Annotated in this window: 10 protein-coding genes and 2 pseudogenes; 5 read left to right on the plus strand and 7 right to left on the minus strand. The window is 68.1% G+C overall.

Annotation, left to right across the window (positions count from 1 at the left end):
- Window positions 1-126: 126 nt before the first annotated feature.
- The 5 genes and pseudogenes from P3H15_RS00115 to P3H15_RS00135 all read right to left on the minus strand — a co-directional run.
- Window positions 127-969, minus strand: coding sequence for a hypothetical protein (locus P3H15_RS00115; RefSeq protein ID WP_276135400.1), 843 nt, complete (start codon window positions 967-969; stop codon window positions 127-129).
- Window positions 966-2,153, minus strand: a complete 1,188-nt coding sequence (locus tag P3H15_RS00120) for an integrase (RefSeq protein WP_276135401.1) — start codon at window positions 2,151-2,153, stop codon at window positions 966-968. Before P3H15_RS00120 ends, P3H15_RS00115 begins: the two co-directional genes overlap by 4 nt.
- 98 nt (window positions 2,154-2,251) lie before the next feature.
- Window positions 2,252-2,563 (minus strand): helix-turn-helix transcriptional regulator, encoded by a 312-nt coding sequence (locus tag P3H15_RS00125; RefSeq protein ID WP_276135402.1) that lies wholly within the window; start codon window positions 2,561-2,563, stop codon window positions 2,252-2,254.
- Window positions 2,560-3,597: a tyrosine-type recombinase/integrase gene (locus P3H15_RS00130; RefSeq protein ID WP_276135754.1), complete on the minus strand. Its 1,038-nt coding sequence runs from the start codon at window positions 3,595-3,597 to the stop codon at window positions 2,560-2,562. The genes P3H15_RS00125 and P3H15_RS00130 overlap by 4 nt, the downstream gene beginning before the upstream one ends.
- 259 nt (window positions 3,598-3,856) lie before the next feature.
- Window positions 3,857-4,012 (minus strand): annotated as a pseudogene (locus P3H15_RS00135) (integrase); the annotation flags it as partial.
- Window positions 4,013-4,028: 16 nt separating this feature from the next.
- Between P3H15_RS00135 and P3H15_RS00140 the strand changes: the two are divergent.
- Window positions 4,029-4,319: pseudogene (locus tag P3H15_RS00140) on the plus strand (HNH endonuclease signature motif containing protein); the annotation flags it as partial.
- A 91-nt stretch (window positions 4,320-4,410) separates the two neighbouring features.
- On the opposite strand, the gene P3H15_RS00145 reads toward P3H15_RS00140, so the two are convergent.
- A complete protein-coding gene (locus tag P3H15_RS00145) occupies window positions 4,411-7,029 on the minus strand; it encodes a LuxR family transcriptional regulator (RefSeq protein ID WP_276135403.1) in 2,619 nt (872 codons plus the stop codon).
- A gap of 383 nt (window positions 7,030-7,412) precedes the next feature.
- On the opposite strand from P3H15_RS00145, the gene P3H15_RS00150 reads away from it, so the two are divergent.
- From P3H15_RS00150 to P3H15_RS00160, 3 genes are all read left to right on the plus strand, one after another.
- A complete protein-coding gene (locus P3H15_RS00150) occupies window positions 7,413-7,751 on the plus strand; it encodes a hypothetical protein (protein WP_276135404.1) in 339 nt (112 codons plus the stop codon).
- Window positions 7,752-7,938: 187 nt separating this feature from the next.
- Window positions 7,939-9,192: a S8 family serine peptidase gene (locus tag P3H15_RS00155; RefSeq protein ID WP_276135405.1), complete on the plus strand. Its 1,254-nt coding sequence runs from the start codon at window positions 7,939-7,941 to the stop codon at window positions 9,190-9,192.
- A complete protein-coding gene (locus tag P3H15_RS00160) occupies window positions 9,189-9,422 on the plus strand; it encodes a hypothetical protein (protein WP_276135406.1) in 234 nt (77 codons plus the stop codon). The genes P3H15_RS00155 and P3H15_RS00160 overlap by 4 nt, the downstream gene beginning before the upstream one ends.
- Before the next feature lie 17 nt (window positions 9,423-9,439).
- On the opposite strand, the gene P3H15_RS00165 is transcribed toward P3H15_RS00160, so the two are convergent.
- Entirely contained in the window at window positions 9,440-11,332 is a 1,893-nt protein-coding gene (locus tag P3H15_RS00165) for a DUF4012 domain-containing protein (protein WP_276135407.1), read from the minus strand.
- Window positions 11,333-11,561: 229 nt separating this feature from the next.
- On the opposite strand from P3H15_RS00165, the gene P3H15_RS00170 reads away from it, so the two are divergent.
- Complete coding sequence (locus P3H15_RS00170; RefSeq protein WP_276135408.1) at window positions 11,562-24,236, plus strand: non-ribosomal peptide synthetase; 12,675 nt, start codon at window positions 11,562-11,564, stop codon at window positions 24,234-24,236.
- Window positions 24,237-24,261 lie beyond the last annotated feature (25 nt).

Genomic DNA, 24,261 nt, shown 5'->3' on the forward strand with positions numbered 1-24,261 from the left:
CTCATCGCTTTGACTAAGTACGGAGCCCGCAGGATGCTCGCACGGGGAGGGGCAGGTCGAGGGTGTCGAGGACGGGCCGGCAGCCGCGAGTCTCGTGTGTACGAGACGTTGACGATTGCGCCCCAATCAGGTGGACGCTCGGTTTGAATCATTGACGGCCAAAGTGAGAGTGAGTCGTTTCACCGATCTGAATCGGTAGCGCGGGGAAGCCTTCGACCGCCACGCTGTGGAACAACGTCCAGCACCCGCCCGGAGTTTCGTCGGAATCGATGATGCCCTGCATCTCCTCGATGTTCCAGCTACGGACGACCCCGGTAGTTGCCATGCAGTCATTGTCGCGCGACGAGTCGTGCTCGCGGGCAAGGTTTCACCGACCACCTGTTGCCTCAAGTCAAGATGCGCGCGAAGTCTGATTCGTTGACTCATGTGAGAGTGCGCGCGTGGAGGGGCGAGGTTTGGCCGGCCGGACTTGCTGGTGGTGATCGTGAGCAGTTCGGTGGTCAGCGCCTGGATCCGCCGTTGGACGGCGGCGGGGATGATGCCGGTGTAGGTGTCGGCAAGGGTCTCCTTGTCGTGCTTCCCGACCGCTTTGTGGTGTTCGGCGCGGCGGTGTGGGGTGGTCGCCGTGTCGTACTTCTTGGCGACCTTCGCGCCGTTGCGGACCTTCGAGACGAGCTTCTGCTGCGGGCAGAAGTAGTTCGCCAGCTGAGACTGCAGCACCCAAATTCTGTTGAGCAACACCAGTTCTGCTTCGGTGTCGTACCGGTGGTTGCCGACGACGGTGCGCACGATCGCCCAGTTCTTCTGCTCCACGTGGCAGCCGTCGTTGGAGTTGCCAGGCCGCGACCGGGTGAAGGTGATCTTGCGTTTCTCGCACCACGCCAGCAGGTGATGATTGATGAACTCACTGCCGTTGTCGAAAGCGCACAGGTTCGGGCCAACGTGTGCGAGGTAGCACCTGATGTTCATGGGTTGGGCAGGCGTGTGGCATCGACGGTGTCGCCGAGGTAGTGCAGGACCGCACCGCGTCGGATGCCGAACGCGGCGGCGACGAGGACGGGGTCCATGACGGCGACCAGTTGGGCGAGGCGGGTAGCTCGCAGGGTCGCCACGGCAACCTGGGCGGGGACGAGGGTGCGGGCGAGGTAGTCGATGGACACGGGTCCGCCGGTGGTCTTACTTTTCTGGTTGACCAGCAGATATGGGCTTGTGTGGTGGTGAGTGTCGCGATACTGGAGACAACGGCGTAGTGCTGTGGTGGTGGCCGGGTCGAGCGGGGTCGGCTGGGGGCGGCGGCTCAAGACGACGGTTGCCGCGGTGAGGTCGATGTCGTCGACCCGCAGTGAACGCAACTCGGCGACCGACGCGCCGTGCAGCAGGCCGAGGAGCCCTATCGTGGGTTCGTGAGGGTGCAGTTCGGTGGCGTCGCTGGTCCATCGCCGGAACAGGTCGCGTTGGCGTGCGTGGTCGAGTACGTGTCCGTGGAAGGCGATGTTGGAGTTGGCGTTCAGCCTGCGTGTGGGGTCGGCGAGGATATGACGGGCGTGCCGGGCGAATCGGAAGAACACCTGTAGGGCGTGGAGGTGTCTGGCGCGGTTGCTCGGGTTTGTGATGGTAGCCAGGAACGCCTCCACGTCGCCGACACCGACCAGTGTCGGATCGGTGACCCCGGGGCGGTACTCGGCCAGGTAGCGGGCCAGATCACGCACGGCGGCCAGGTTGATCTCGAGGGTGCGGTCGGAGCGGGGTTTGGTTCCGACGCGGCGGGCCCGCTCACGCGATTGGAGTTGATGGCTGTCGAATGCTGCTGCGATGGGACGGAATCCGACGGGTACCTCGGCCACTCGTCTGGCGCGCCGTTCGGTTGCGGCTTGGCCGGCGACGTTGAGGGTGAGCGTGAGCCGGGAATCGACGAAATACGTCTCCAAGGCACGCGCCAGCGCCCCCACAGCCGGGCCGGGACGTCGCGCGGCGCGCAGGATGGCGGTGGGTCCGGCACCCGGTGTCGCGGTGAGTATCGCCGCCAGTTGGTGAAGCAGGGAGACCGCGCGGGTGGGCGCAGCCCGCGCGGCGAGGAATTCGCCGAATCCGTGGAACCATTCGGGTGTCGGATCGAGTTGTGTGGCCAGCTTTTCGGTGCACCGATGCACCATCGCCGGGTCCGTTTGGTAGCAGCGCGCGCATTGCCCGAGGGATTGGTGCGGTCGCTGCTGCCCGCAGGTGCGGCAGCATATGATCCGGCGTGGACGGGTCACAGCGGTGGCATGGATCGTCCCGGCTTCGCCGGGGCCGCCGCCCGCGCCACCGGAGCAGGTGGGGTGGGCGCAGCCGCGGCAGGTGTGGTGTCGATGTCGAGCAGGTCGTTGGGTGTGCAGTCCAGTGCAGTGCATAAGGCGGCGAGGGTGTCGAGTTTGAGCTGCGCGGGTTGCTTGGTCAGCAGCGCGGACACCGACGCCGATGACATCTTCAGGCCGGCTTTCTCGGCGAGCAGCCGACGCAGCTGGGCGCCGGTCCATACTTCGCGTTGCGCTGCTGCCATCCGCAGCCGCCAGGTGGCCTTCATCGTTGCCCGTCCTCGAGTGCGGTCAGTGTGGCCGACACGGCACGTCGGTAGGCGTCCTCGATGAAGGTGGCCGACGGCCGGACGTAACCCATCGTGGTACCCACCCGCCAGTGACCCAATAATTGTTGTATCGCAACGAGATCCATGCCCCGCTCGTAGTTGTGTGTGGCGCACGCCCGGCGCATGGCGTGCGGGCTGAAACGCTCGGTCGCGGCAGCGTCCTCGAGGTCGAGAAGTTGAGCCAGCCGATTGCGGACGCTGCCGCGATGCAGCCGGTCGCCGGACTGATCCGGGAACAACGGCGCCCCGTCTGCGAGTTTGCCTCGCACATCGGCCAGATACCACTTCAGGATCAGGTCCAGTCCGTCGAGCATCGGCACCCAGCGGGGGCGGGGGCCGGAACCGTTGGCTGCCTTACCGAACCGCACATGAATCTTGCCGAATGGTCCCCGGTCGAAGTAGAGGTCGGCGACATCGAGCATCACCGCCTCCTCTGATCGCAACCCGGCATGGTAGAGCGTGCGGAACAAGGCGTAGTCGCGGGCGGCCGTGCCGAATACTCGTGCCGTGGCTATCCGCTCACGCAGGAACGCGAAGAACGTGTCCAGCCGCTGCGGGGTCGGCGGTGGAAGCACATGTGGGGAATCGGTGCCGACATGACGGGCGGCATTGAACTGGTCGACCGGATCGGCCAACCGCGTCCCGAACATCGCCTCGATTTCGACGACCTTACGCGCGCACAGGAACGTGAAGAACCCTTTGAACGTCGAAAGATAGCCCCGTCGTGTCGATGTCGCCATCCCGACCGTCGCCAGCTCACCCACCACCCGGTCGATGTCGTCGCGGGTCACCTCCCATGCCGGTCGCCCGCACGCGGTCAGAAACCGTTCCAACGTGGCGGTCCCATTGTCGATAGTCAGCTGGCTGAACCCGCGAGCGGCTTGCGATGACTGATACGCCTCGATGCACATGGCCTGGTAGAGGCCGGGATCGGGCGGGGCGGTCGAGAGACTCGGCTTCGCCGAGGTGACCAGGCGTAGATTCGTCGTGTCCACCGCATACCTCCGTGTCACCTGGATTGTTTAGGCAGTGCCTTACTCTTCACGGGATGACCTGAAGAATCAACAACCTGGTCGGCGTGTCGTTATAGCAGGTAGCAGGGCCTATTCAAGACAGGGTGGGGGTATCAAACCCAGATCTGTCCACGCCGAGGATCGGGAACGGTATAATGTTCGCGATCTCGTCCAGGGCAGCGATTACCCAATTGCGGGCCTTGTTGCGCACGGAGCGGTTCTCGGTCCAGCCGGTGGCGATGTCGGTCACGGTCAGTGTGTAGGCGTGCTCACCTGTGGCGTTGCCACCGTCGTGGCCGACAAGGTCGATCTCGACGAACTCCGGCTTCGCGTCGTCCCAGTCCGCGCAGGTGCGGATCGGGATTAGCCCCTTCAGCAGCGACCCCGGCTTGAAACGACAGCGAAAAGCACTGGTGGCGAGAGATCGAGGATGCGCATTCCCCGGATGCGGTGCGCCGCCATCATGGTGCGAAGGCCACCACATCATCCACTGGTCCGAGAGCGGACCCACCGACATGGGCAACCTGGTACTGCTCTGCGGATACCACCACCGACTACTCCACCACAGCGACTGGGAAATCGAAATGGGCGCCGACCGGCACCCCACCTTCATCCCACCGCAGCAAGTCGACTGGGAACGAAAGCCGATACCGGCGCACAACCGGACACGGCCACTCGCCTGACCCCGGGCGCCGCACACATAGCCGACTCCGCAACAGGACGATTCCTGTTGCCGAGCCGGCATGTCGTCGTGCCCAGAGCACGGGCACGGCATCAACGCACCGTCGTCCCCATCGATTCCGCAAGCCCACTGCGATCAGCAACATCCAACTTCATACACGCACGGTAAATATGCCCCTCCACCGTCCGCACCGACACAAACAACCGATCCGCGATCTGCCGATTCGACAAACCAGCCGCAACCATCGACCCCACCTCCCGCTCACGACTCGTCAACGGAAGCGGATGAGCCGCCTCCACCAGAGCGGGGGACGACATGTGGTCGCAGCGGGCCGACAGGGCTTCGGCCGCGGCAGCGCACTCGATGGAACGCCGCTTGTCGCCGGCATGCGTGAACGCGATTGCCGCCCGAGCGTACGCGTCGGCAGCGTCCGGCAAGGCGCCGATCTTCTCGAACTCGGCTGCCGCCGTCACCAACTCGCAGCCCTTCCCCGCAGCGACAGCCGCCGCATGTCGCGCGACGATGTCGACGAGCTGGCCGTCGCAGATCTCGGCCAACTCGGCGAGGCGAGTGGCCGTGGTCGTGTCGCCGAACCGGGTGGCATGGTGCAGCGCGACCGCCTCGATGCCGAATTGACCGGCTGTGCACGCGGACTCTGAAGCGGAACGAGACAGCTCGACGGCCCGTGAGGTTTCACCCCGTGCCGCGGCGAGCCACGCCTGCGACATCATCAGTTGGGGTCCGAACACGGCGACGTGCCGGCCGTTCCGGGCCTGCGCGGCGGTGATGATCCCGTCCGCCTCGTGGATGCGACCGAGTTCCGCATATGCCTGACCGAGGACGATGTAGGCGGGGAAACTCCACGAGATGGCATCGGCCGTATCGCCGACGTTGAGGGCGGCGATCGCCTGCTCGAGGCGACCCGCGGCGTCGGTGAACCGGCCACGGGCAACCTCCACCGTCCCGACCAGGATGTTCGCAAGCCCCCACGCGACGTATCGGCCGCTCGACGCCAACGAGAGGTACTCCTCGGCCCGGCGTTGCGCCGCGTCGAACTGTCCGGTGAGCGTCAACGCGAGGATCTCACCGTGTGCGGCCGGGAACCGCAGAAGCCCGTCGATCTGATCGGCCACCGCCGCGCTGCGCGCCGCCAGCTCGGGCACCCGGTCGCCGCGTCCCATCAAGGCCAGCGACAGTCCGCCACCGAAGAATGCCCACTCGACCGCCCACGGCAACACCCGATCGGCGGCCAGTATCGCCATCGCTGCTGCCGCCGCTTCCTCGGGCCGATTCTCGAACACCGCGCACACCGAGCCGATTCCCTCGATGATCGGCACGAGACTGGGGTGCGTCACCTTCGCGCGGAGTACCGCGAGGACCTCGTCGGCCTTCTCCGACTCGCCGCTCGCCCAGAACAGGTTCGCGATCCGCGACGTGCCCCAGCGCACCAGCTGCACCTGGTCGAGGCTGTCGGGCGAAAAGGAGCGCAGCAACGACTCCGCCTCGGTGGCGTGTCCCTGCCACAGCAGTGCTCGGGCCAGGAGGTCGGCCGCCTCGAAGCTGCCGGTCTGGTCGAGTGCCGCGCGGGCGAGCCGTTCCCCCAGAGGAACATTCGCCAAACCGATGGCGTCCTCGGCGGCCTCGACCAGCAGGGCGGGCTCGACGGACCGATCGCTGTCGAGGGCCAACTCTGCCAGCCGAATCCGATTCGACGACCCGACCACGGCGCGACTGCTCAACGCCTCCACGAGCTGTCCGCGGAGTCGCCGCCCCGCCGCGCGCCCCACCCGTCGCCGGATCACCTCACCGAACAGTGGATGCATGTAGCGGACGTCGAGCCGGCGTCCGTCCTCGACGATCCTGACGAGGCCGCGTCGCTCGGCCTCCTCCACCGCGTCCTCGCCCGCCAGCTGACCGAGGATGTCCAGATCGAGCGGCTCGCAGAACGTGAGTAGCTGCAACGCCTGCAGCACGTCGTGGGGAATCTGATCGATCCGGTGCTCCAGCAGGGATGCGAGTTCGGACGTGATGGCGGCGCGTCCCCGCAACTGCCAGACGCCACCGGAGCGGCGCAGCGTCCCGGCTTCGAGGGCGCCCTCCACCAGGTGCCGGACGAACAAGGCGTTTCCACCGGACGCCTCCCAGATCATGTCCGCGCTCAGCCCCTCGAGGGGACCGTCGAGCACGGACTCGATCAGTTGGATGCTCTGATCCCGGGTGAATGGCGCCAGTTCGATTCGCAGCAGGTGGCCGTCCTTCCACAACGACGTGATCGCGTCGGGGACGGTCTCACCGTTGCGGACGGTGGCGACGATGTGGACGGCCTTGTCGAGGGCGAGCTGGTGAAGGAACGTCGCCGAGAGCTGATCGAGGAGATGAGCGTCGTCCACGCCGACCACCACGTCGTGACTGTGACCGTCGTCGAGAAGCGCTTGCCGCGCCGCGGACAGAAACGCGACCGGATCCCGGGAGGTGGACGTTCCGACCAGATGGGCGAACACTCCCAGCGGAATGCTCCGCGCCGACTCGGTGCCCGCCACCCATTTCACCTCTTGGGGCAATGACTCGGTGGCGAACCGCGCGAGAGTGGTCTTGCCGACGCCGGGATCGCCCGTGAGGACGACACCGCATCCCCCGGACCGAGCCGTGAGCGACGCGGTGATCGCGTCGAACTCGACTTGCCGCTGAACGAGAGGCCACACCGGACCCATAGGTCTGATTCTAGATTCTCGCGCCCCCGGAAACAGCACCGCGACGAGGATCGAACGCGAGTTGGGAAGCAAAACAGTGCAATACAACCTCAAAGTCGCTTTTCGCCGCAATACTCCAGAAGCGTCGACGGGTTGAGTAGGCCGGCACGGGCGCCGGTTCGGTTTCGTTCTCGACCCGAGGCGTGTCCCGCGCGTTCGAGTAGGGCGCTACTGGCGAGATTAGCCGACACCTCGGCCACGCTGAATGGGTATCGCGGAAAGTTATTGCGTCGAACTACAGGAGAACGTCATGACCGCGCGGCCGGAGCCCTTCTTCAGTTGGACGGCGAGACGGGTCGAACTCCGCGAAACCGAGTCCACCGGATCTGGTGCTGGACGAACTCGTGCCACTGGGAACCTGCACGGCCCGTCTGATCGCCGCTCGCGACGAGGACGACGATGTTGATTACCTCGCGCTGGTCGTCGGAGACGTCGCGGACGGCCGGGACGTCGCGGTTCGCGTCGTCGACGAGGAGATGCTCCTCATCGAGGGCGGCCGCTCCAGCGCGTCCCCGGAAATCCTGATCGGGCTGACGGCCACGCCGAACATCTGTGATTGCTCCAGCGCACGACACGTCGAGAGCCAATTGTGTGTCGACGGCCCCATCCGCACGATGATCGCATCGGTGGGAGTGCGGTCCGTCGTCGTCGACTGGTATCACCCCAAGTCGACGGCGGCGTGAGCCGAACTACTCTGCCCGCCGGCTCGGTCCACCCAATAGTCGGGTAGAGCGCCACTCGTGGAATTCGGGACCAATCGATGGAGCGTTGAGGTGTTCGAACACTGAAGGCCCCCTCTGAACGCCGGTCGACGATCGAACCGACCCACAGCGCTCACCTCAATGACTCACCCCGATCAAGGACGACATCGTGATATCACACGGAAATTCATACGGCGACAACGACGGCGACAACACACTCGCCGCTCCCTCCGAACCCGAAGTCACGGGCAGCCACGTCGTCGTCTTCACCGAAGGCGGCAACCGAACGGACGCCGCACAGACACTCCGCGACGTTGCGGGGCTGTCCGACGTGGCGCGCAGCATCGAGTTCGAATCGAGCGCGCTGGATCTGTCGGAGACGCAGGACGCCGACGCCGTCGTGTTCGACGAATTGGGGATCGCGGTGGTCACCGTCGATCCCGATCAACTGGCGGCACTGCGGGCGGCCGAGGCCGGCGACGGCCCGGTGCTCTCCATCGAGCCCGAGCTGATGCACTACGCCCTCTCCATCGGCACCGATCCTCGTGTGCGGGCCGAAGCGGCGAGCTTCACCGACACCTCGGAGCTCACGTGGGGGCTGCACGCCACCAATGTCAGCGCGTCGGCGTGCGGGGGCTTCGGCGTCAAGGTCGCCGTCCTCGACACGGGCCTCGATCTGACGCATCCGGATTTCGAGAACCGCACCATCACCGCCCAGTCCTTCGTGCCGGGCGCCGGCCCGCAGGACGGACACAGCCACGGCACGCACTGCGTCGGAACCGCGTGCGGCCCCAAGTCCCCGAGCGGCACCCGCCGATACGGAGTGGCCCACAAGGCAGACATCTTCGTCGGCAAGGTGTTGTCCGATCAGGGACGCGGAGCCGACCGGGGAATTCTCGCCGGAATCGAATGGGCGATCGTGAACGGCTGCCAGGTCATCTCTATGTCCCTCGGCGCGAACGTGGAGGCGGTGTCCGTTGCGTACGAGACGGTGGGCAGCCGGGCACTGGCATCGGGGTCGCTGATCGTCGCGGCCGCAGGCAACAACGCGAACCGCGCGGCAGGGAACATGGGTTTCGTGGGTCCACCCGCGAACAGCCCGTCGATCATGGCCGTCGCAGCGATCGACTCGGTACTCGGACTGGCCAACTTCTCGGCCCGCAGCAACCCCGTCATCGGCGGTCAGATCGATGTGGCGGGTCCCGGGGTGGGCGTGTTCTCGACCGTCCCTGTACCGACGCGGTACGGCTCGAAGAGCGGGACGAGCATGGCCGCCCCACACGTCGCGGGCATCGCCGCGCTGTGGTGTGAGGCGACCGGGCGCACGGGCACCGACCTGTGGGCCGTGCTCACCCAACAGGCGCGGAGACTCCTGCTGCCTTCCCTCGACGTCGGATCGGGATTGATCCAGGCGCCGGCATGATCGCGATCACCGTCACCGTCGACGCCGACCATCTCGACGACATCGAGGCGGTCGGCGCGGCGCTGCGGCAACGCGGCATGCGTGTCGATCAGGTGCTGCACACGATCGGAATCATCTCCGGCGCCGTCGGAGAAGAAGATCGCGCCGCGATCGAATCCGTCCCCGGCGTGCAGTCCGTCGAAACCGAGAACGTCGTCCAGATACCGCCGCCCGACGCGAATCCGCAGTAGCGGCGGTACCCCCACGATCAGCTGCCGCAGTTCGGCACGTCCACCGTGACGTTCGGCGAATCCACCAGCGGCTGCACCGGGACCCGGGCCTCACCCGGAGCGGAGGGCTCGGTGAGCTCGAATTTCACCTCGGCGGTCTTTCCCCGCTGAACCATGGCTCGCACGTTGAAGACGGGGTGACCGAGTTCGGTTCCCGTGAAGACGAACTGCTGAGCGCCGTTGACCGTCACCTTGTCGAGGGTCGCACCGCTGGTGGCGAGCAGCGACAGGTCGACGGCGTTGGTGCCCTTCGGAACGTTGCCGACCGTCTCGAACAACCCCGCAACGTAGTCGGGGAACTCCCCGGCGGGGGTGTTGTTGGTCAGACGCACGGTGACGGTCGACGAACGGGTGTCGTTTACGCAACCGTCTGCCACATATTCGATCTCACGGGACAGGTAGTAGTCGAGCTTGTTTCCGCCCTGGTTGTTCACCACGACACCCGCGTACGGCGCCGCGTCGTCCGGAACGACGTTGCCGACCTTCGTGCCCGAAAGTACCTGCTGCAGGGCGGGGTCCGCACTCCACACCGCGATGCGTCCCTCGCCCGCGGCCTTGCCGAGCGCATCGAGCAATGCCTGCGGGGACGACAGCTTGCCGGTCATCTTGTCGACCACGCGCGCGGCAACAGTCTGCAGATACTGCTTACGGGCCTTGTTGTCGTCGGCGAATCGCACATACGCGGTCGATTCGGTGAGCTCAACGACGTTGTCCTTGTTGATCACCTCGCCGTCCGGCATCGTGACCGGGCCGATGGCGCCGAGCACGTAGCTGAGCGCGACAGGGTCGGTTGCGACGACTCCATCCACCTGTTCGCCGGATTCCTGCGCCCACAGCGATTTCCAGATCTGCGCGGCGTAGGGAAAGTGAGAGCTGAGGTTGCTGTTCCGGAAGTCGGTGGTGGGCCGGCTTTCGCCATAGCGTGCCGCGTAGTCAGGGCCGAGATCGAGGGGTTGCTTGTCCATCGACAGTTCCGAGTTCGAGGCGAGCGTGTCGATCTTGGCCGATCCGTCGTTGGCGCGAACGATGCCGAATCCGCCCAGCAGCCCACCGGTTCCACGCGCTTCGGCGTTCGTCTGGAATCCGAGGAAGTAGTTCCGCGACCCGTCCCCGCCGAGCATCGCCGGCACCACCTTTGCGGCGATCGCGGTGTTGCTCAGCAGCTTCGACAGCTCGGCGGTCTGATCCTGCAACGCGGTGCGCGCCTCGTTCACTACGCCGAGGTAGGTGGCCTCGTCGATGGTCTGCGCCTGATCCGACAGCGACTGCGCGGCAACGGATGTCCGATCAAGCACCGGGACGGCGTCGCGCAACGACTGCACGTTGACACGTCCGCCACCTTCGATCAGCTGATCGGGGGCCAGCGTGCTTCCCGCGTCCACGGCGGGACTCAACACGTCGTGGGTGAGCCCCCGCACCACCTCGGAAATCTGCTGAGAAGTTGCTAGCGGACTACCCAGAACCGGGACGGCGGCGGTGATGCTCCACGGGATCGAGTGCGTGTTGTCGTAGGCCTGCGACGCGTACTTGTCGGCGTCGGCCGCGGACCGCTGGGCAACCTCGGTGTCGCCGTCGAGCAGGGCGTCCTTCGCGATCTGCGCGTGACCACGCGCCTCCTCGAGGTTCGCCTTCGCCTCGCGGGCAGTGAAGCCCAGCCACGCGCCGAACGCGACGACAACCACCACGGCCACCGAGCCGCCGACGATCACGCGCCGCCGGAGCCGATGCGCCCGCACCTGAGGTTGGTGTGTCCGGCGTTTACGGACACGTCGAACCGGTGTTCCGTCCGCCGCCTGAGCCCGGCCGTCCGACCCGAGATTGTCCGGGCCTGACGTGCCGAAACCCGACGGGCCCGTGACGTTGTCGTCCATTACTGCATGGCTCCTGTCTGAGGGTGTGCAGAGATTATCGTGACGTACCGCTCACAGTCCCCCCTCGTGTGGAGGGGCGATGATTTGCCCAGTATTGTCTAGCCCACGTAACGAACCACGAGGCGCCCACGATGTAAGTCCCGTCGAGGCACTGCCTCATAACTTTCGAGGTACGGCTGAGTGGCGGGACATATGGGTGGCAACGCCCTGTGAGGGCGGGGTGGGGGAAATGACACCATTTCCCCTTTCGCGTGCGCAACAAGCGCTGTGGTTCGCTCAGCAACTCGACCCGGCCGCGCCCTTCAATATCGCCCAGTTCGTGGAGGTACGCGGACGGGTCGACTACGACCTTCTCGTGTCGGCCACCGATCGCGGGTGTCGCGAGTTGGAGTCCGCTTTCGTCCGTCTGGTCAACGTGGCCGGTGAGCCCCATCAGGTGGTCGATCTGAGCATCCAGGATGCGCTCGTCTATCGGGACATGCGCGACCACGCGGACCCGGTCGTCGAGGCGCACCGCTGGATGACTGACGAATACAGCCGGCCACTCGACGTGATGACCGACCGGTTGATCGCCGCAACCCTGTTGCATCTCGGCCAGAACCACTACTACTGGTACTCCCGCACTCATCACTTGGTGATGGACGCGTACGGCGCCATGGTGCTGATGAATCGTGTGGCGGAGCTCTACACCCATCTCGTCAGCGGAACCGAGGCGCCGCCGTCCACCGCGATGAGCCTGCGCGCGCTGTACGACGCAGAGAGCGAGTACCGCACTACCGGCCGATACCTCCGTGACCGCGAGTACTGGGCGGAACGGACCGCTGAACTGCCCGAACCGGTCCGGTTCACGGACCGACATGCGCGACCGACGTCTCCGCCGCGGGTAGCGAGCCGTGTCATGGAGGCTGCGGTCGCGAGCCGGATCGAGGAACTGGCGCGCCAGTGGAACTCATCCGAAGTGCCCGTGATCGTTGCCGCGTTCGCCGCGTATCTAGGACGAATGGCCGGTGCCGCGGACGTGGTACTGAGCCTTCCTGTTTCGGCTCGGACAAGCGCATCCGCCCGACGTTCGACGGGAATGATGGCGAACGTCGTCCCCCTCCGGGTTCACCTCGATCCCGGCAGAAGCATCGAAGAACTGGTCCGGAAGGTTCAACTCGAACTGACGGGTGCATTGCGTCGTCAGCGATACCGTCACGAAGACATGTGGGAAGGCCGCGCACAACCGTCCCGCCGCGGGTTCGGCCCGACCGTCAACGTCATGAACTTCCACCGAGAGATCGTGCTCGGTGAGCTCGTGGGCGAGTTCAACGTGCTCACGACCGGTCTGGCCGACGACTTGTCGCTCAACCTCTACCCGTCGGTGGACGGTCGCACCGTCCGGGTCGACTTCGAAGCGAATCCCGGCCGCTACGGCGAGGAGGAACTCGACCGGCTGTTGTCGCGGTTCGTCGACTTCCTGAGCTCCTTCGCCGCTGTCGAGAGCGACGCTTCGATGGGGGCGATCGACGTTCTCACCGCCGAGGAACTGGCCGACGCCCTGACGAGCGTTCCCGGACGCGAGCCCGCCGCCACGTCACTGCACGAGTTGTTCTTGGACTGCGCCGTCGAACGCCCCGACGCAGTGGCGGTGACGTCCGGGGACCAGTCGTTGACGTACGCGGATCTCGACGAGCGCTCCGCGGCGGTCGCCGCGTCGCTGAGCGAGGCGGGTGTCGTCGCCGGCGACGTCGTGGCCGTCGTGCTGCCGCAGTCGCCGGATCTGATCGCCGCGATCATTGGGGTCGTCAGGGCCGGCGGTGTCTACCTGCCCGTCGACCCGCAGTACCCTGCGGAGCGCATCCAGTACCTGCTGGACGATGCGAAGCCGGTCGCGGTGATCGCCGATGCGGCTGCGCCCCCCGTGAGTACTTCTTACCCACGGGCGGTTAACAAGTACTCACGGGCGCGCAGCGCATATGTGATCTACACGTCCGGGTCGACCGGCCGGCCCAAGGGCGTGCTCGTCTCGCACGCCAATGTGCTGTCGTTGCTGGCGAATACGCAGGACCAGTTCGGGTTCGGGCCGGACGACGTGTGGACGATGTTCCACTCACCTGCCTTCGACTTCTCCGTGTGGGAGATGTGGGGCGCCCTCACCACCGGTGGCCGGCTGGTTCTCGTCGACCACTTCCTGGCCCGGTCACCGCACGAGTTCCGGCAACTGCTGGTCCGGGAGGGCGTGACCGTCCTCAACCAGACGCCGTCCGCGTTCGGCCAGCTGGCGGAGGTCGACGGAGATGCCGACCTGGCGGTGCGGCTGCTGATCTTCGGCGGCGAAGCGCTCGATCCGACACCCGTATGGCCGTGGCTCGAACGGCATCCCGGCGTGCGCGCGATCAACATGTACGGCATCACCGAAACCACCGTGCACGTCACCGCGGCCGAACTCGACCTCGCGGCCCGCGACGCATCGGCGTCCATCGGCCGCGCATTGCCCGGTGTGCAGACCTACGTGCTCGACGCCGCGCTGCGGCCGGTGCCACCGGGCGGCGTGGGAGAGCTGTACGTGGCGGGGGCCCAGGTGTCCTCCGGATATCTGCACCGTCCCGGCCTGACGGCACAACGATTCATAGCGAACCCGTTTGCCCCTGGCGCGGTGATGTACCGATCCGGTGATCGAGTCCGCTACCGCGGCGATCGCCTCGACTACGTGGGACGGGCCGACACTCAGATCGAGTTGCGCGGATACCGGATCGAACCCGGCGAAATCGAGGCCGCACTCCTCCGGCATCCCGGCGTCGAGCGAGCGGTGGTGGTTCTCCGCGACACGACTGCCGGACGACAACTCATCGGCTACGTGGTGACCGACGCCGATCAGCCCACCCTGACCCGGCACCTGCGGACTGTCCTGCCCGATCACATGGTGCCCGGTGCGCTGGTGCAGGTCCCCGCAATTCCGTTGACCACCAACGGCAAGATCGACCGCGACGCACTGCCCGATCCGGGTGTCGTGACCGCGGAGGGGCAGGGCGCCCACACACCCATCGAGGACGTGGTGGCGGATGTGTTCGTCGAGGTGCTCGGCGGTGCCGAGGTGGGGACGCGGCGCAACTTCTTCGACCTCGGCGGCAATTCGCTGCTCGCCACCCGGGTGTCCGCACGCGTCAGCGCCGTCTTCGACATCGATGTGACGGTGAAGGACGTCTTCGAAGCCCCGACGGTCGCCGAGTTGGCTGCCCGGATCGAAGAGCGGTCCGGTGCCGGGCGCCGACGCCTCCCGCTGCGGCCGGCGCCGCACGACGGCCGCGTTCCGCTGTCGCCGGCGCAACAGCGCATGTGGTTCGTCAACCAATTCGACACCGGTGCTTCGGGATACAACCTCCCGCTCGTCGTGCGCCTCGACGGCGAACTGGACGTGCCCGCGCTGGCGTCCGCCGCACACGACCTGCTCGAACGGCACCGCACTCTGCGCACCGTGTACCCGTCCGATGCCGACGGCGTGCACCAGGTCGTCCTCGACGCCGCGAACGTCCCGTTGGATCTCACGCCGATCGCGCTGCCCGAGGACGCCGTCGACGCGCACCTGCGCGCGTTCGTCGACAGCGGATTCGACGTGTCCGTCGACGCACCGATCCGGTCGCGGCTGTATCGCGTCGGACCCGACGCGCACGTGTTCGCCCTCGTGGTGCACCACATCGCCGCCGACGCGTGGTCGCTCACCCCGCTGATCCGCGACACGATGACGGCGTACCAGGCCCGCCTCGGGGGTGGTAGCCCCGAGTGGCTCCCGCTGCCCGTGCAGTACAGCGACTACAGCGTGTGGCAACGGGCGGTTCTCGACGACGAGTCCGCCGACACCCTGCAGCGGTACTGGCTCGACACCCTCGCGGACCTGCCCGAACAGGTCACCCTGCCCGCCGACCACCCGCGCCCGGCGGCGGCGTCCGGTCACGCCGGCACCGTGGGCGTCGAACTCGGCGAACAACTGCACGACGCGGTGCACACGCTGGCGCGCGGCGGCCGGGCCACCACGTTCATGGTGCTGCACGCCGCACTGGCCGCCGTCCTCTCGCGGTACAGCGGCAGTCGTGACGTACCCATCGGGACGGCCGTCGCCGGGCGCACCGATCCGCAACTCGACGACATGGTGGGAATGTTCGCCGGCACCCTGGTGCTGCGCACCGCGGTGGATCCGACGGCCACGTTCGCGGAACTGCTCGCGCACGTCCACGAACGGGACATCGCCGCCTACACGCACGCCGACATGCCGTTCGAGGCTCTGGTCGAGCTGCTGAATCCGGCGCGGTCGACGTCCCACCACCCGCTGTTCCAGGTCGCGTTGTCGATGCAGCGCAGCCGGCTGGGCCAGGTGGCCCTCCCCGGGCTGACGGTGACACCTATCGGCGACGTCGTCGACCGGGCCAATTTCGACCTGCAACTGACCGTCACCGAGTCCGGTCCGGGCGGGCGCCTGCACCTCGACTTCGGTTACGACGCAGACCTGTACGAGCACTCGACGATCGAGCAGTTCGCGTCGCGGCTGGTGCGGTTCCTCGAGGCCGTCAGTGCAGACCCTCAGCTGCCGGTGGGCGACGTCGACCTCTTCGATGCCGCGGAACGCGCCGCCCTGGTGCCCGCGGTCGGTCCCGCAGCCCCCGCGTCGTCGACGCTGCGTGAGCTTCTGACCCGCGGCGCCGCTCTCGCGCCGGACGCCGTCGCCGTGACGGAGGGGGGCGTCGAACTCACCTACCGCGAATTGGACACCCGCTCCGACGCTCTCGCCCGTGAATTCGGCGAGAACGGGGTGGGCCGCGGAAGCCTGGTTCCCTGGGCCGAGCCGCGGTCGGTGGACGCGGTGGTGCGGCTGTGGGCCATCGCGAAGACCGGTGCGGCCCCCGCGCTGTTCGACCCCGCACGCACCCCGTTCACCCCACGTGAGTGGGAAAGTGTGCCGGAGCACGCTTTGCCGCTCACGTCCGAGGCGGCGTACGTCGTCTACACCTCGGGAACGACGGGCACACCCAAGGGTGCCGTCGTGACCCACGGCGGTCTGGCCGCCCTCGACGCCGACCTGCGCGAGCGGTACGCGGCGGGAGCCGGCTCCCGGATGCTGCACCGCGGTGCGCCCGGATTCGACATGACGCTGCTCGAGGTCCTGGTCGCCGGGGCGTCGGGCGCCACGCTGGTGATCGCGTCGGACGCCGAATACGCCGGCCCGCCGCTCGCCGACCTGATGGAACGCGACCGCATCACGCACGCCTGCATGACCCCGACGATCCTCGCCACCCTCGGCGAACGGGACCTTCCGGACCTGCAGGTGCTGATGGTCGGCGGCGAGAGGCTCGGTAGCGAGTTGGTGAACCGCTGGGCGGCCGGGCGTCGCCTGTACAACGCGTACGGGCCCGCCGAAACCACCATGTACGCGTTCAGCACCGGACCACTCGGTGTGGGGGATCCCGTCTCGATCGGGGCCCCCGTGCACGGTGTGTCCGCGGTAGTGCTCGACGACCGCCTCCGCCCGGTACCCCCCGGCGTGCCCGGGGAGCTGTATCTGGCAGGCGGCGCGCTCGCCCGCGGATACGCGGACCAGCCGGGGCTGACGGCGGAGCGGTTCGTCGCGGCCGAAGGCGGCACACGCCTGTACCGAACCGGCGACCTGGTGCGCTGGCGGAAGACCGCCACCGCCCACGAACTCGAGTACCTCGGGCGCAACGACTCCCAGATCAAGATGCGCGGAGTGCGCATCGAACCGGCCGAAATCGACACCGTCATCGCGCGGCTCGCCGACGTCGTCTTCGCCGGTACCGTCGTGCGCACCACCGGCGCCGGCACCGAGATGCTGGTGTCCTACGTGCTGCCGAACGGCCACCTCGACACCCACGATCTGCGACGCCGCCTCGCCGAATCGCTGCCGGCCTACCTGGTTCCGACCGCGGTGGTCGTGCTCGACGCCGCGCCGCCCACCGTGAACGGCAAACTCGACCTGAGGTCGCTGCCGATGCCGGCACTGGCGGTCGCCGAGAACGAACCGCCGCACACCGACACCGAGCGCGCCGTGGCCCGCGTGTTCGCCGACGTCCTCGGACACGAGAACGTGGGCCGCGGAACGCACTTCTTCGATGCGGGCGGCAACTCCCTCCTCGCCACCCAGTTGACGGCACGGCTCACCGATTCCATGGGACACCTGGTGCCGCTGCGAACCCTGTTCGCGCACCCCACCGTCGCCGAACTGGCCGAAGCCCTCGACGACGCGGTCCCCGAGACCGACCTGCGTCCCGCACTCGTCGCACGGCCCCGACCGGACCGCATTCCGTTGTCCCGCAGCCAGTACCGCATGTGGGTGCTGAACCGCACCGATCCCGGGTCGCCGACGTACAACCTGCCCGCCACCGTGCGGTTGGAGGGCGCACTCGACGTCGCCGCGCTGACCGCGGCGTTCGAGGACGTGATCCGGCGGCACGAGACGTTGCGGACCCGGTACCCCGTCGACGGCCATCCCTATCAGGAGATCCTCGACCCGGCGCCGCTCGACCTGACGCCGGTCGACGTGCGCGACCTCGACGAGTTCATGGAGCAGTTCGCCGCCCGCGGTTTCGACCTCACCGTGGACCGGCCCATCCGCGTCGCGCTGTTGCGTCTGCAGCCGCAGTGCCACGTGCTGGCCGTGAACATCCATCACATCGCCGCCGACGGATGGTCGCTGACTCCGCTCGTCGCCGACGTGCTCAGTGCCTATGCCGCGCATACCTCCGGGATCGCCCCGCAGGAGAACCCGATGCCGCTGCAGTACGCCGACTACGCCGTGTGGGAGCGGGACCTGCTGGACGGCGAATACGGGCAGCGCCGCGTCGAGCACTGGCGCCGGGCGCTGGACGGCGTCGACGGCACGGCGCCACTGACACCGGACCGGTCGGCGCCTGGTTCGGCCCGCGCCGGCGTCGTCGAATTCGACGTGTCGGCGGACGTGCGGCAGGCCGTGCACCAGTTGGCGGCGCAGCACCACGCGACACCGTTCATGGTCCTGCACGCGGCGCTGTCCGTGGTGCTGTCCCGGCTCGGCGCCCGGCCCGACATCGTCGTCGCCACCGCTGTCGCGGGCCGCGGGGAACGCGTACTCGACTCTCTGGTGGGCATGTTCGTGAACACCCTCGCGCTGCGGGCGCAGGTACTGCCGGACATGCCGTTCACCGGACTCCTCGCACAGGTCCGGGACTTCGACGTCGACGCCTTCGAGCACGCGGATGTGCCCTTCGAGGTGGTGGCCGGACTGCTCGGCGGCCGGACCCCGCAGGTTGCCCTGGCGCTGCAAAATCTGCAGATCCCCACCGTCGAGGCGGCGGGCATGACGGTGACGGCGCAGGAATTCGACACCGGAACAGCGAAATTCGACCTCCACCTGACAATCACCGAAACGACCGACGGTGACGTCCCTACGGGGATGCGCGGCGCCGCCGTGTACTCGGCCGACGTCTTCGACCACGCGACCGTCGACGCCGTGGCGACCGCCCTCGGACGGGTGCTCCAGGCGATCTGCGCCGATCCCGACGTGCCCGTGGGCGACGTCGCGCTGACCGCAGCCGAGCCCCTCGTCGGTGCGCACCCCGCCGGTGAACGGACCCTGGCCGAGATCCTGACGGCCACCGCCGCCGCATACCCCGACAACGCCGCGCTCACCGACGGCGATGTCACGCTGACCTACCGCGAACTGGACGAGCGTTCCGACGCGCGGGCGCACAAGCTCACCGCGCTGGGTGTCGCACCGGGCGAGATCGTTCCGATCGACCTGCCGCGGTCGTCGGACTTCGTGATCGAACTCTGGGCGATCGCCAAGACCGGTGCGGCATTCAGCCCCGTGAGCGGTTTAGGTCGCCAGGGCTACCAGAAGTGCGCACGGGACGTGGCGTACGTGATCCACACCTCCGGATCCACCGGCACACCCAAGGCCGTGGCCGTCACGCACCGGGGACTGGGCCCGCTCACCGCCGAGGTGGTGCGCCGGTACCGGGTGGGCCCCGACGACCGTGTGCTGCACGGCTACAACCCCGCCTTCGACGCCGCGCTGCTGGAGATGCTGCTCGCGTTCGGCTCGGGCGCCTGCCTGGTGGTGGCTCCCGCCGACGTCTTCGCCGGTGTCGAGTTGCATCGGCTGCTGATCGAGCAGCGGGTCACGCACTACCTCTCCACGCCGTCCGTCCTCGCGACGCTCGACCCGCACGGGCTCGAGTCGGTGCACGTCGTGGGGGTCGGTGGCGAGGCCCTGAGCCCCGAACTGGCCGGAACATGGAGTGCCGGAAGGCTTCTGCTCAACGCCTACGGTCCGACCGAGTCGACGGTGGTCGCGACGCTGACCGAATTCGAGCCCGGATCCGCGATCGGCACGGTGACGATCGGCGCTCCGATCCCCGGGACCACGGCGGTCGTGCTCGACACGCGGCTGCGCGCAGTTTCCGTCGGCGGTGCCGGTGAGCTCTACCTCGCCGGGCCCGGACTCGCCCAGGGCTACCTCGGCGCCCCCCACCGCACGGCGGAACGGTTCGTCGCCGCCCCGGACGGAGCCCGCATGTACCGCACCGGCGACGTCGTGCACCGACGAGCCGACGGCAACCTTTCCTTCCTCGGCCGCGTCGACCGGCAAATCAAGGTGCGTGGCATGCGTATCGAACCGGCGCAGGTCGAGGCGGCGCTGCTGGAGCTGGACGGCGTCGAGCAGGCAGCCGTGTCGGTGCAGCGACACGACCTCGTGGCCTTCGTCGCCGGCACGGACCTCGACTCCCCGACTCTGCGACAGCAGCTGACGGGCCGCCTGCCCTCGTATCTGGTGCCGCCCCGCATCGTCACGATGGACACGCTGCCGCTCACCGCCAACGGCAAGCTCGACGTCGCCGCGTTGGAGGCCCGGGGCGACGACGTCGTCGCGGCACCCCCACGCACCGCGGTCGAGGAGATGGTCGCCGGCGTGTTCGCCGACGTGCTCGGCTCCGCCCGGATCGGCGCCGGACACAACTTCTTCGACGCGGGCGGCGATTCACTGTCCGCGACGGCGGTGACGGCCCGGCTGTCCGCGACGTTCGGCGTCGACGTGCCCGTGCGGGTGCTGTTCGAGAACCCGACTCCCGCCTTGCTCGCCCGGTGGTTGGGCGCCCCCGCGTCGGGCGCGATGCGGCCGGTGCTCGTTCCCCGCCCGCGGGAGGCGCGAGTGCCGCTGTCGCCCGCGCAGCAACGCCTCTGGCTGCTCAGCCGGGTCAACCCCGACACCGCCCTGCACAACATGGTGTTCGTCACCCGGGTCGGCAGTGACGTCGACGTCGACGCCCTCCGGCTGGCGATGCGGGACGTGCTGGAGCGGCATTCGGTGCTGCGCACCGTCTTCCCCGTCGACGCCGAAGGTCCGTATCAGCTGGTGCTGCCCGTCGAGTCGGTGACCGAGGACGTCGGCGCGGAAGTGGACTTCGGCGTCGACACGTGGAGTGCCCGGCCGTTCGACCTCACCACCGAGACCCCGGTGCGGGTGAAGCTGTGGCGCACCGAGGGCGGCGGCTTCATGCTCGGCGTCGTGGTCCATCACATTGCGCTCGACGGCGGTTCGATGGGACCGCTGCTCACCGACCTCGACGCCGCTTACCGGTGCCGCGCGGACGGGTCGGCCCCGCAGTGGGCGCCGCTGGTCGTGGATTACGCCGACTACGCGATCTGGATGCGCGAACTGCTCGGGACCGCCTCCGATCCCGGCAGCGCGGCTCGCGCCCAGCTCGAGCATTGGGCGCAGGTGCTCTCCGGTGTGTCGGGGCCGTTCCCGCTGCCGACCGATCGCCCCCGGCCGGAACTTCCCAGCCACGTCGGGGCCAGTGTGGAATGGACGCTCGACGGCGACCTGCGGGAGCGGGTGGTCGCACTGTCACGCAGCCGCGGAACGACCGTGTTCATGGTGCTCCACGCCGCCCTCGCGGTGCTGCTGGCACGCGTGAGCGGACAGTCCGATGTGGTGGTGGGGACTGCGGTCGGCGGCCGTCCCGATCCGGTGCTCGACTGCGTGGTCGGCATGTTCGTCGGCACCGTGGCACTGCGCACCGCGGTCTCGCCTGCGCAACCGTTCGAGGATTTCCTCGCGGACGTCCGCGCCGTCGACCTCGACGCGCTCGCGCACGCCGACGTCCCGTTCGACGACGTCGTGACACACCTCGCCCCACCCCGATCCGCGGCACACAACCCGCTGTTCCAGGTGATGCTGACGTACCAGCGGGCCGTCGACTTCCCCGAACTTTTCGTCGGCACCGACGAATACCACCCCGAGACGCAGGCAACGGAATTCGACCTCGTGTGGGACGTGACCGACGCGGCCGAAAACATGACGGTGCGACTCGACTACGCCGCCGACCTGTTCGACCGGCAGACGGCGCGCACGCTCCTGAGCCGGTTCGCCGCCGTCCTCGAGGCCGCCCTGACCACCCCGTCGGCGGCCGTCGGCGACCTCGACATCCTCGACGACACCGAACGCGCACACCTCGTGCAGGGCCCCCGGCCGGTGGCCACGCCGCGGACGCTCGGCGACATCCTTGCCGCCCGTGCTGGTGCCATCCCGTCCGCCGTCGCGGTGATCGACGGTGACACCCGTTGGAGTTACCGCGAACTCGACGAAGAATCGGACCGCTGGGCCTGCGCACTCGCGTCCCGCGGCGTCGGCCCGGAGGACGTGATCGCCGTGGCGACACCCCGCGGCCGGCATTGGCTCCTGGCGGTGTGGTCGGTGACCAAGGCCGGTGCGGCGTGGGTGTCGCTGGATCCCACGCATCCTGCGGAGCGGCTCGACTGGATGCTGACGGACTCGCGCGCGGTGCTCGGATTGACCGTCGGCGGGGTCGGGGATCTGCCGCGATCCGTCGACTGGATGCGCCTGGACGAGCAGCCCTCCGGTGACGCGGATCCGGCCGCACCCGACGTGGACAACGCGGCGTATGTGATCTACACATCGGGTTCCACGGGCCGGCCGAAGGGCGTCGTCGTCACGCACCGCGGACTGACGACCCTCCTCGCCACCCCCGCCTACTCGTCGGACGCGGAGGGCGGCGACGACGGCCGGGTGCTGCAGTCGACCTCCCCGACCTTCGACGTCGCGGTGTTCGAACTGCTCTGGGCGGTGTCGCTGGGCAGTGCCCTCGTGGCTGCACCCGCCTTCAGCTATGCCGGTGAGGAATTGGCTCAGTTCCTGGTGGCGCAGAACATCACCCACTTCACCCTCACACCGACCGTGCTGGCCTCCCTCGACCCGCACAGTCTCGCACCGTCGACGGTCGTCGTCGGGGGAGAGGCACTGCCCGCGGACCTTGCCGACCGGTGGTCGAGGCGGCACCGGCTGTTCAACGCCTACGGTCCGACCGAGTTCACCGTCGACGCGTGCGTTGCGGGCCCCCTCGAACCCGGCCTGCCGATCACCATCGGAAGCGCCTTGGACGGTGATGCCGCGTTCGTCCTCGACCCGCGTCTGCATCCCGTGCCCGACGGCGTGACGGGCGAACTGTATCTGGCGGGCAGCGGCATCGCCCGGGGCTACCTGGGCCGAAGTGACCTCACCGCAGGACAATTCGTCGCACATCCCTACGGAAAACCGGGGGAGCGGCTGTACCGCACCGGCGACGTGGTGCGACGCGACCCGAGCGGTGAACTGGAATACCTGGGCCGCAGCGATTCGCAGGTGAAGATCCGCGGAATCCGCGTCGAACCCGCCGAGGTCGATGCCGTGCTCGCCGGGCACCCCGACATCGACGTCGCCGTGACGATCCCGGTGCCGACGCCGACGGACACCGTGCTGGCGTCGTACGTCGCAGGCACCGCGGGACTGACGCCGCGATCCGTGTTCGACTTCGCGCGCGGCAGGCTGCCGCGGCACCTGGTCCCCGCGTCGGTGACGGTCGTCGACACGATGCCGCTGCTGCCGTCCGGCAAACTCGACCGCGCCGCACTGCCGGCACCGACGATCGAGATCGTCGAATCCGCGCTGCCGGCAGGGGAACTCGAAGAGACGATCGCCGCCGTGTTCGCGGAAGTCCTCGGCATCGCAGACATCCCCGCGGACGAAGCCTTCTTCGCTCTCGGCGGCACATCGATGGGGGCGGCGTCAGTGGCAACCGAACTGCGCCGCCGGCTGGACCGCGACATCCCCGTCGAATGGGTCTTCACCGACCCCACGGCGCAGCGCCTCGCCGCCCGGATCGGCGACGGCGCACGGCCCGAGAGCTTCTTCGGAACCGTGGTGGAACTCCGCCCCGCCGATGCGGGAGCGCCGCTGTTCTGCGTGCATCCGCTCAGCGGATTGGCCTGGTGCTTCGGCGGTCTCGCCGATCACGTCGGCGACCGCCCGCTGTACGGCGTTCAGGCGACCGGAATGCCGGACCTGCCCGAGACGCTGTCCGAGCTGGCCGCGCGATATGTCGACGCGATCCGGTCCGTCCAGCCGGCGGGCCCCTACCACCTGCTGGGGTGGTCGCTCGGCGGAACCATCGCCCACGAGATGGCCGTCCAGCTCCGCGACGCCGGCCACGAGGTGGCCGCGCCGGCACTCCTCGACACGCTTCTGCCGCAACATCAGCCACCCGAACCGGAAACCCTGAGCGAGGACGAACTGATCGCGCAGTTCGGCGCGTACGTGAGCGCCGACCGGCTGCGCGAGATCCGGGCCGTGATCGAGCGGCTCGAGCTGATCGCATCGGCCCACAGCCCCCGGCGGTTCGACGGCAACCTCGACCTGTTCGTCGCCGCCCGCGACCTGGACCGGCACCCCGACGTCGTCGACGCCTGGCGCGAGTACGCCGACGGCGTCGTCACCGCACACCACATCGACACCACCCACTCCGAGATGGCAGACCCGGGCCCGCTCGCCGAGATCGGCCGACTGCTTCGGAGATCGGGGGACCACGGCGGACCGTGACGGCACGTGACGCCGACAGTGGACC

Origin of the sequence: Rhodococcus sp. T2V (genome assembly GCF_029269925.1) — a bacterium.
GTDB classification, from domain to species: domain Bacteria; phylum Actinomycetota; class Actinomycetes; order Mycobacteriales; family Mycobacteriaceae; genus Rhodococcus_F; species Rhodococcus_F koreensis.

What these genes read in the sequence shown, in the direction of transcription:
- P3H15_RS00115 (WP_276135400.1), bottom strand. Translation starts at nt 969, where the DNA reads ATGAACATCAGGTGCTACCTCGCACACGTTGGCCCGAACCTGTGCGCT.
- P3H15_RS00120 (WP_276135401.1), bottom strand. Translation starts at nt 2,153, where the DNA reads ATGGTGCATCGGTGCACCGAAAAGCTGGCCACACAACTCGATCCGACA.
- P3H15_RS00125 (WP_276135402.1), bottom strand. Translation starts at nt 2,563, where the DNA reads ATGAAGGCCACCTGGCGGCTGCGGATGGCAGCAGCGCAACGCGAAGTA.
- P3H15_RS00145 (WP_276135403.1), bottom strand. Translation starts at nt 7,029, where the DNA reads ATGGGTCCGGTGTGGCCTCTCGTTCAGCGGCAAGTCGAGTTCGACGCG.
- P3H15_RS00160 (WP_276135406.1), top strand. Translation starts at nt 9,189, where the DNA reads ATGATCGCGATCACCGTCACCGTCGACGCCGACCATCTCGACGACATC.
- P3H15_RS00165 (WP_276135407.1), bottom strand. Translation starts at nt 11,332, where the DNA reads ATGGACGACAACGTCACGGGCCCGTCGGGTTTCGGCACGTCAGGCCCG.
- P3H15_RS00170 (WP_276135408.1), top strand. Translation starts at nt 11,562, where the DNA reads ATGACACCATTTCCCCTTTCGCGTGCGCAACAAGCGCTGTGGTTCGCT.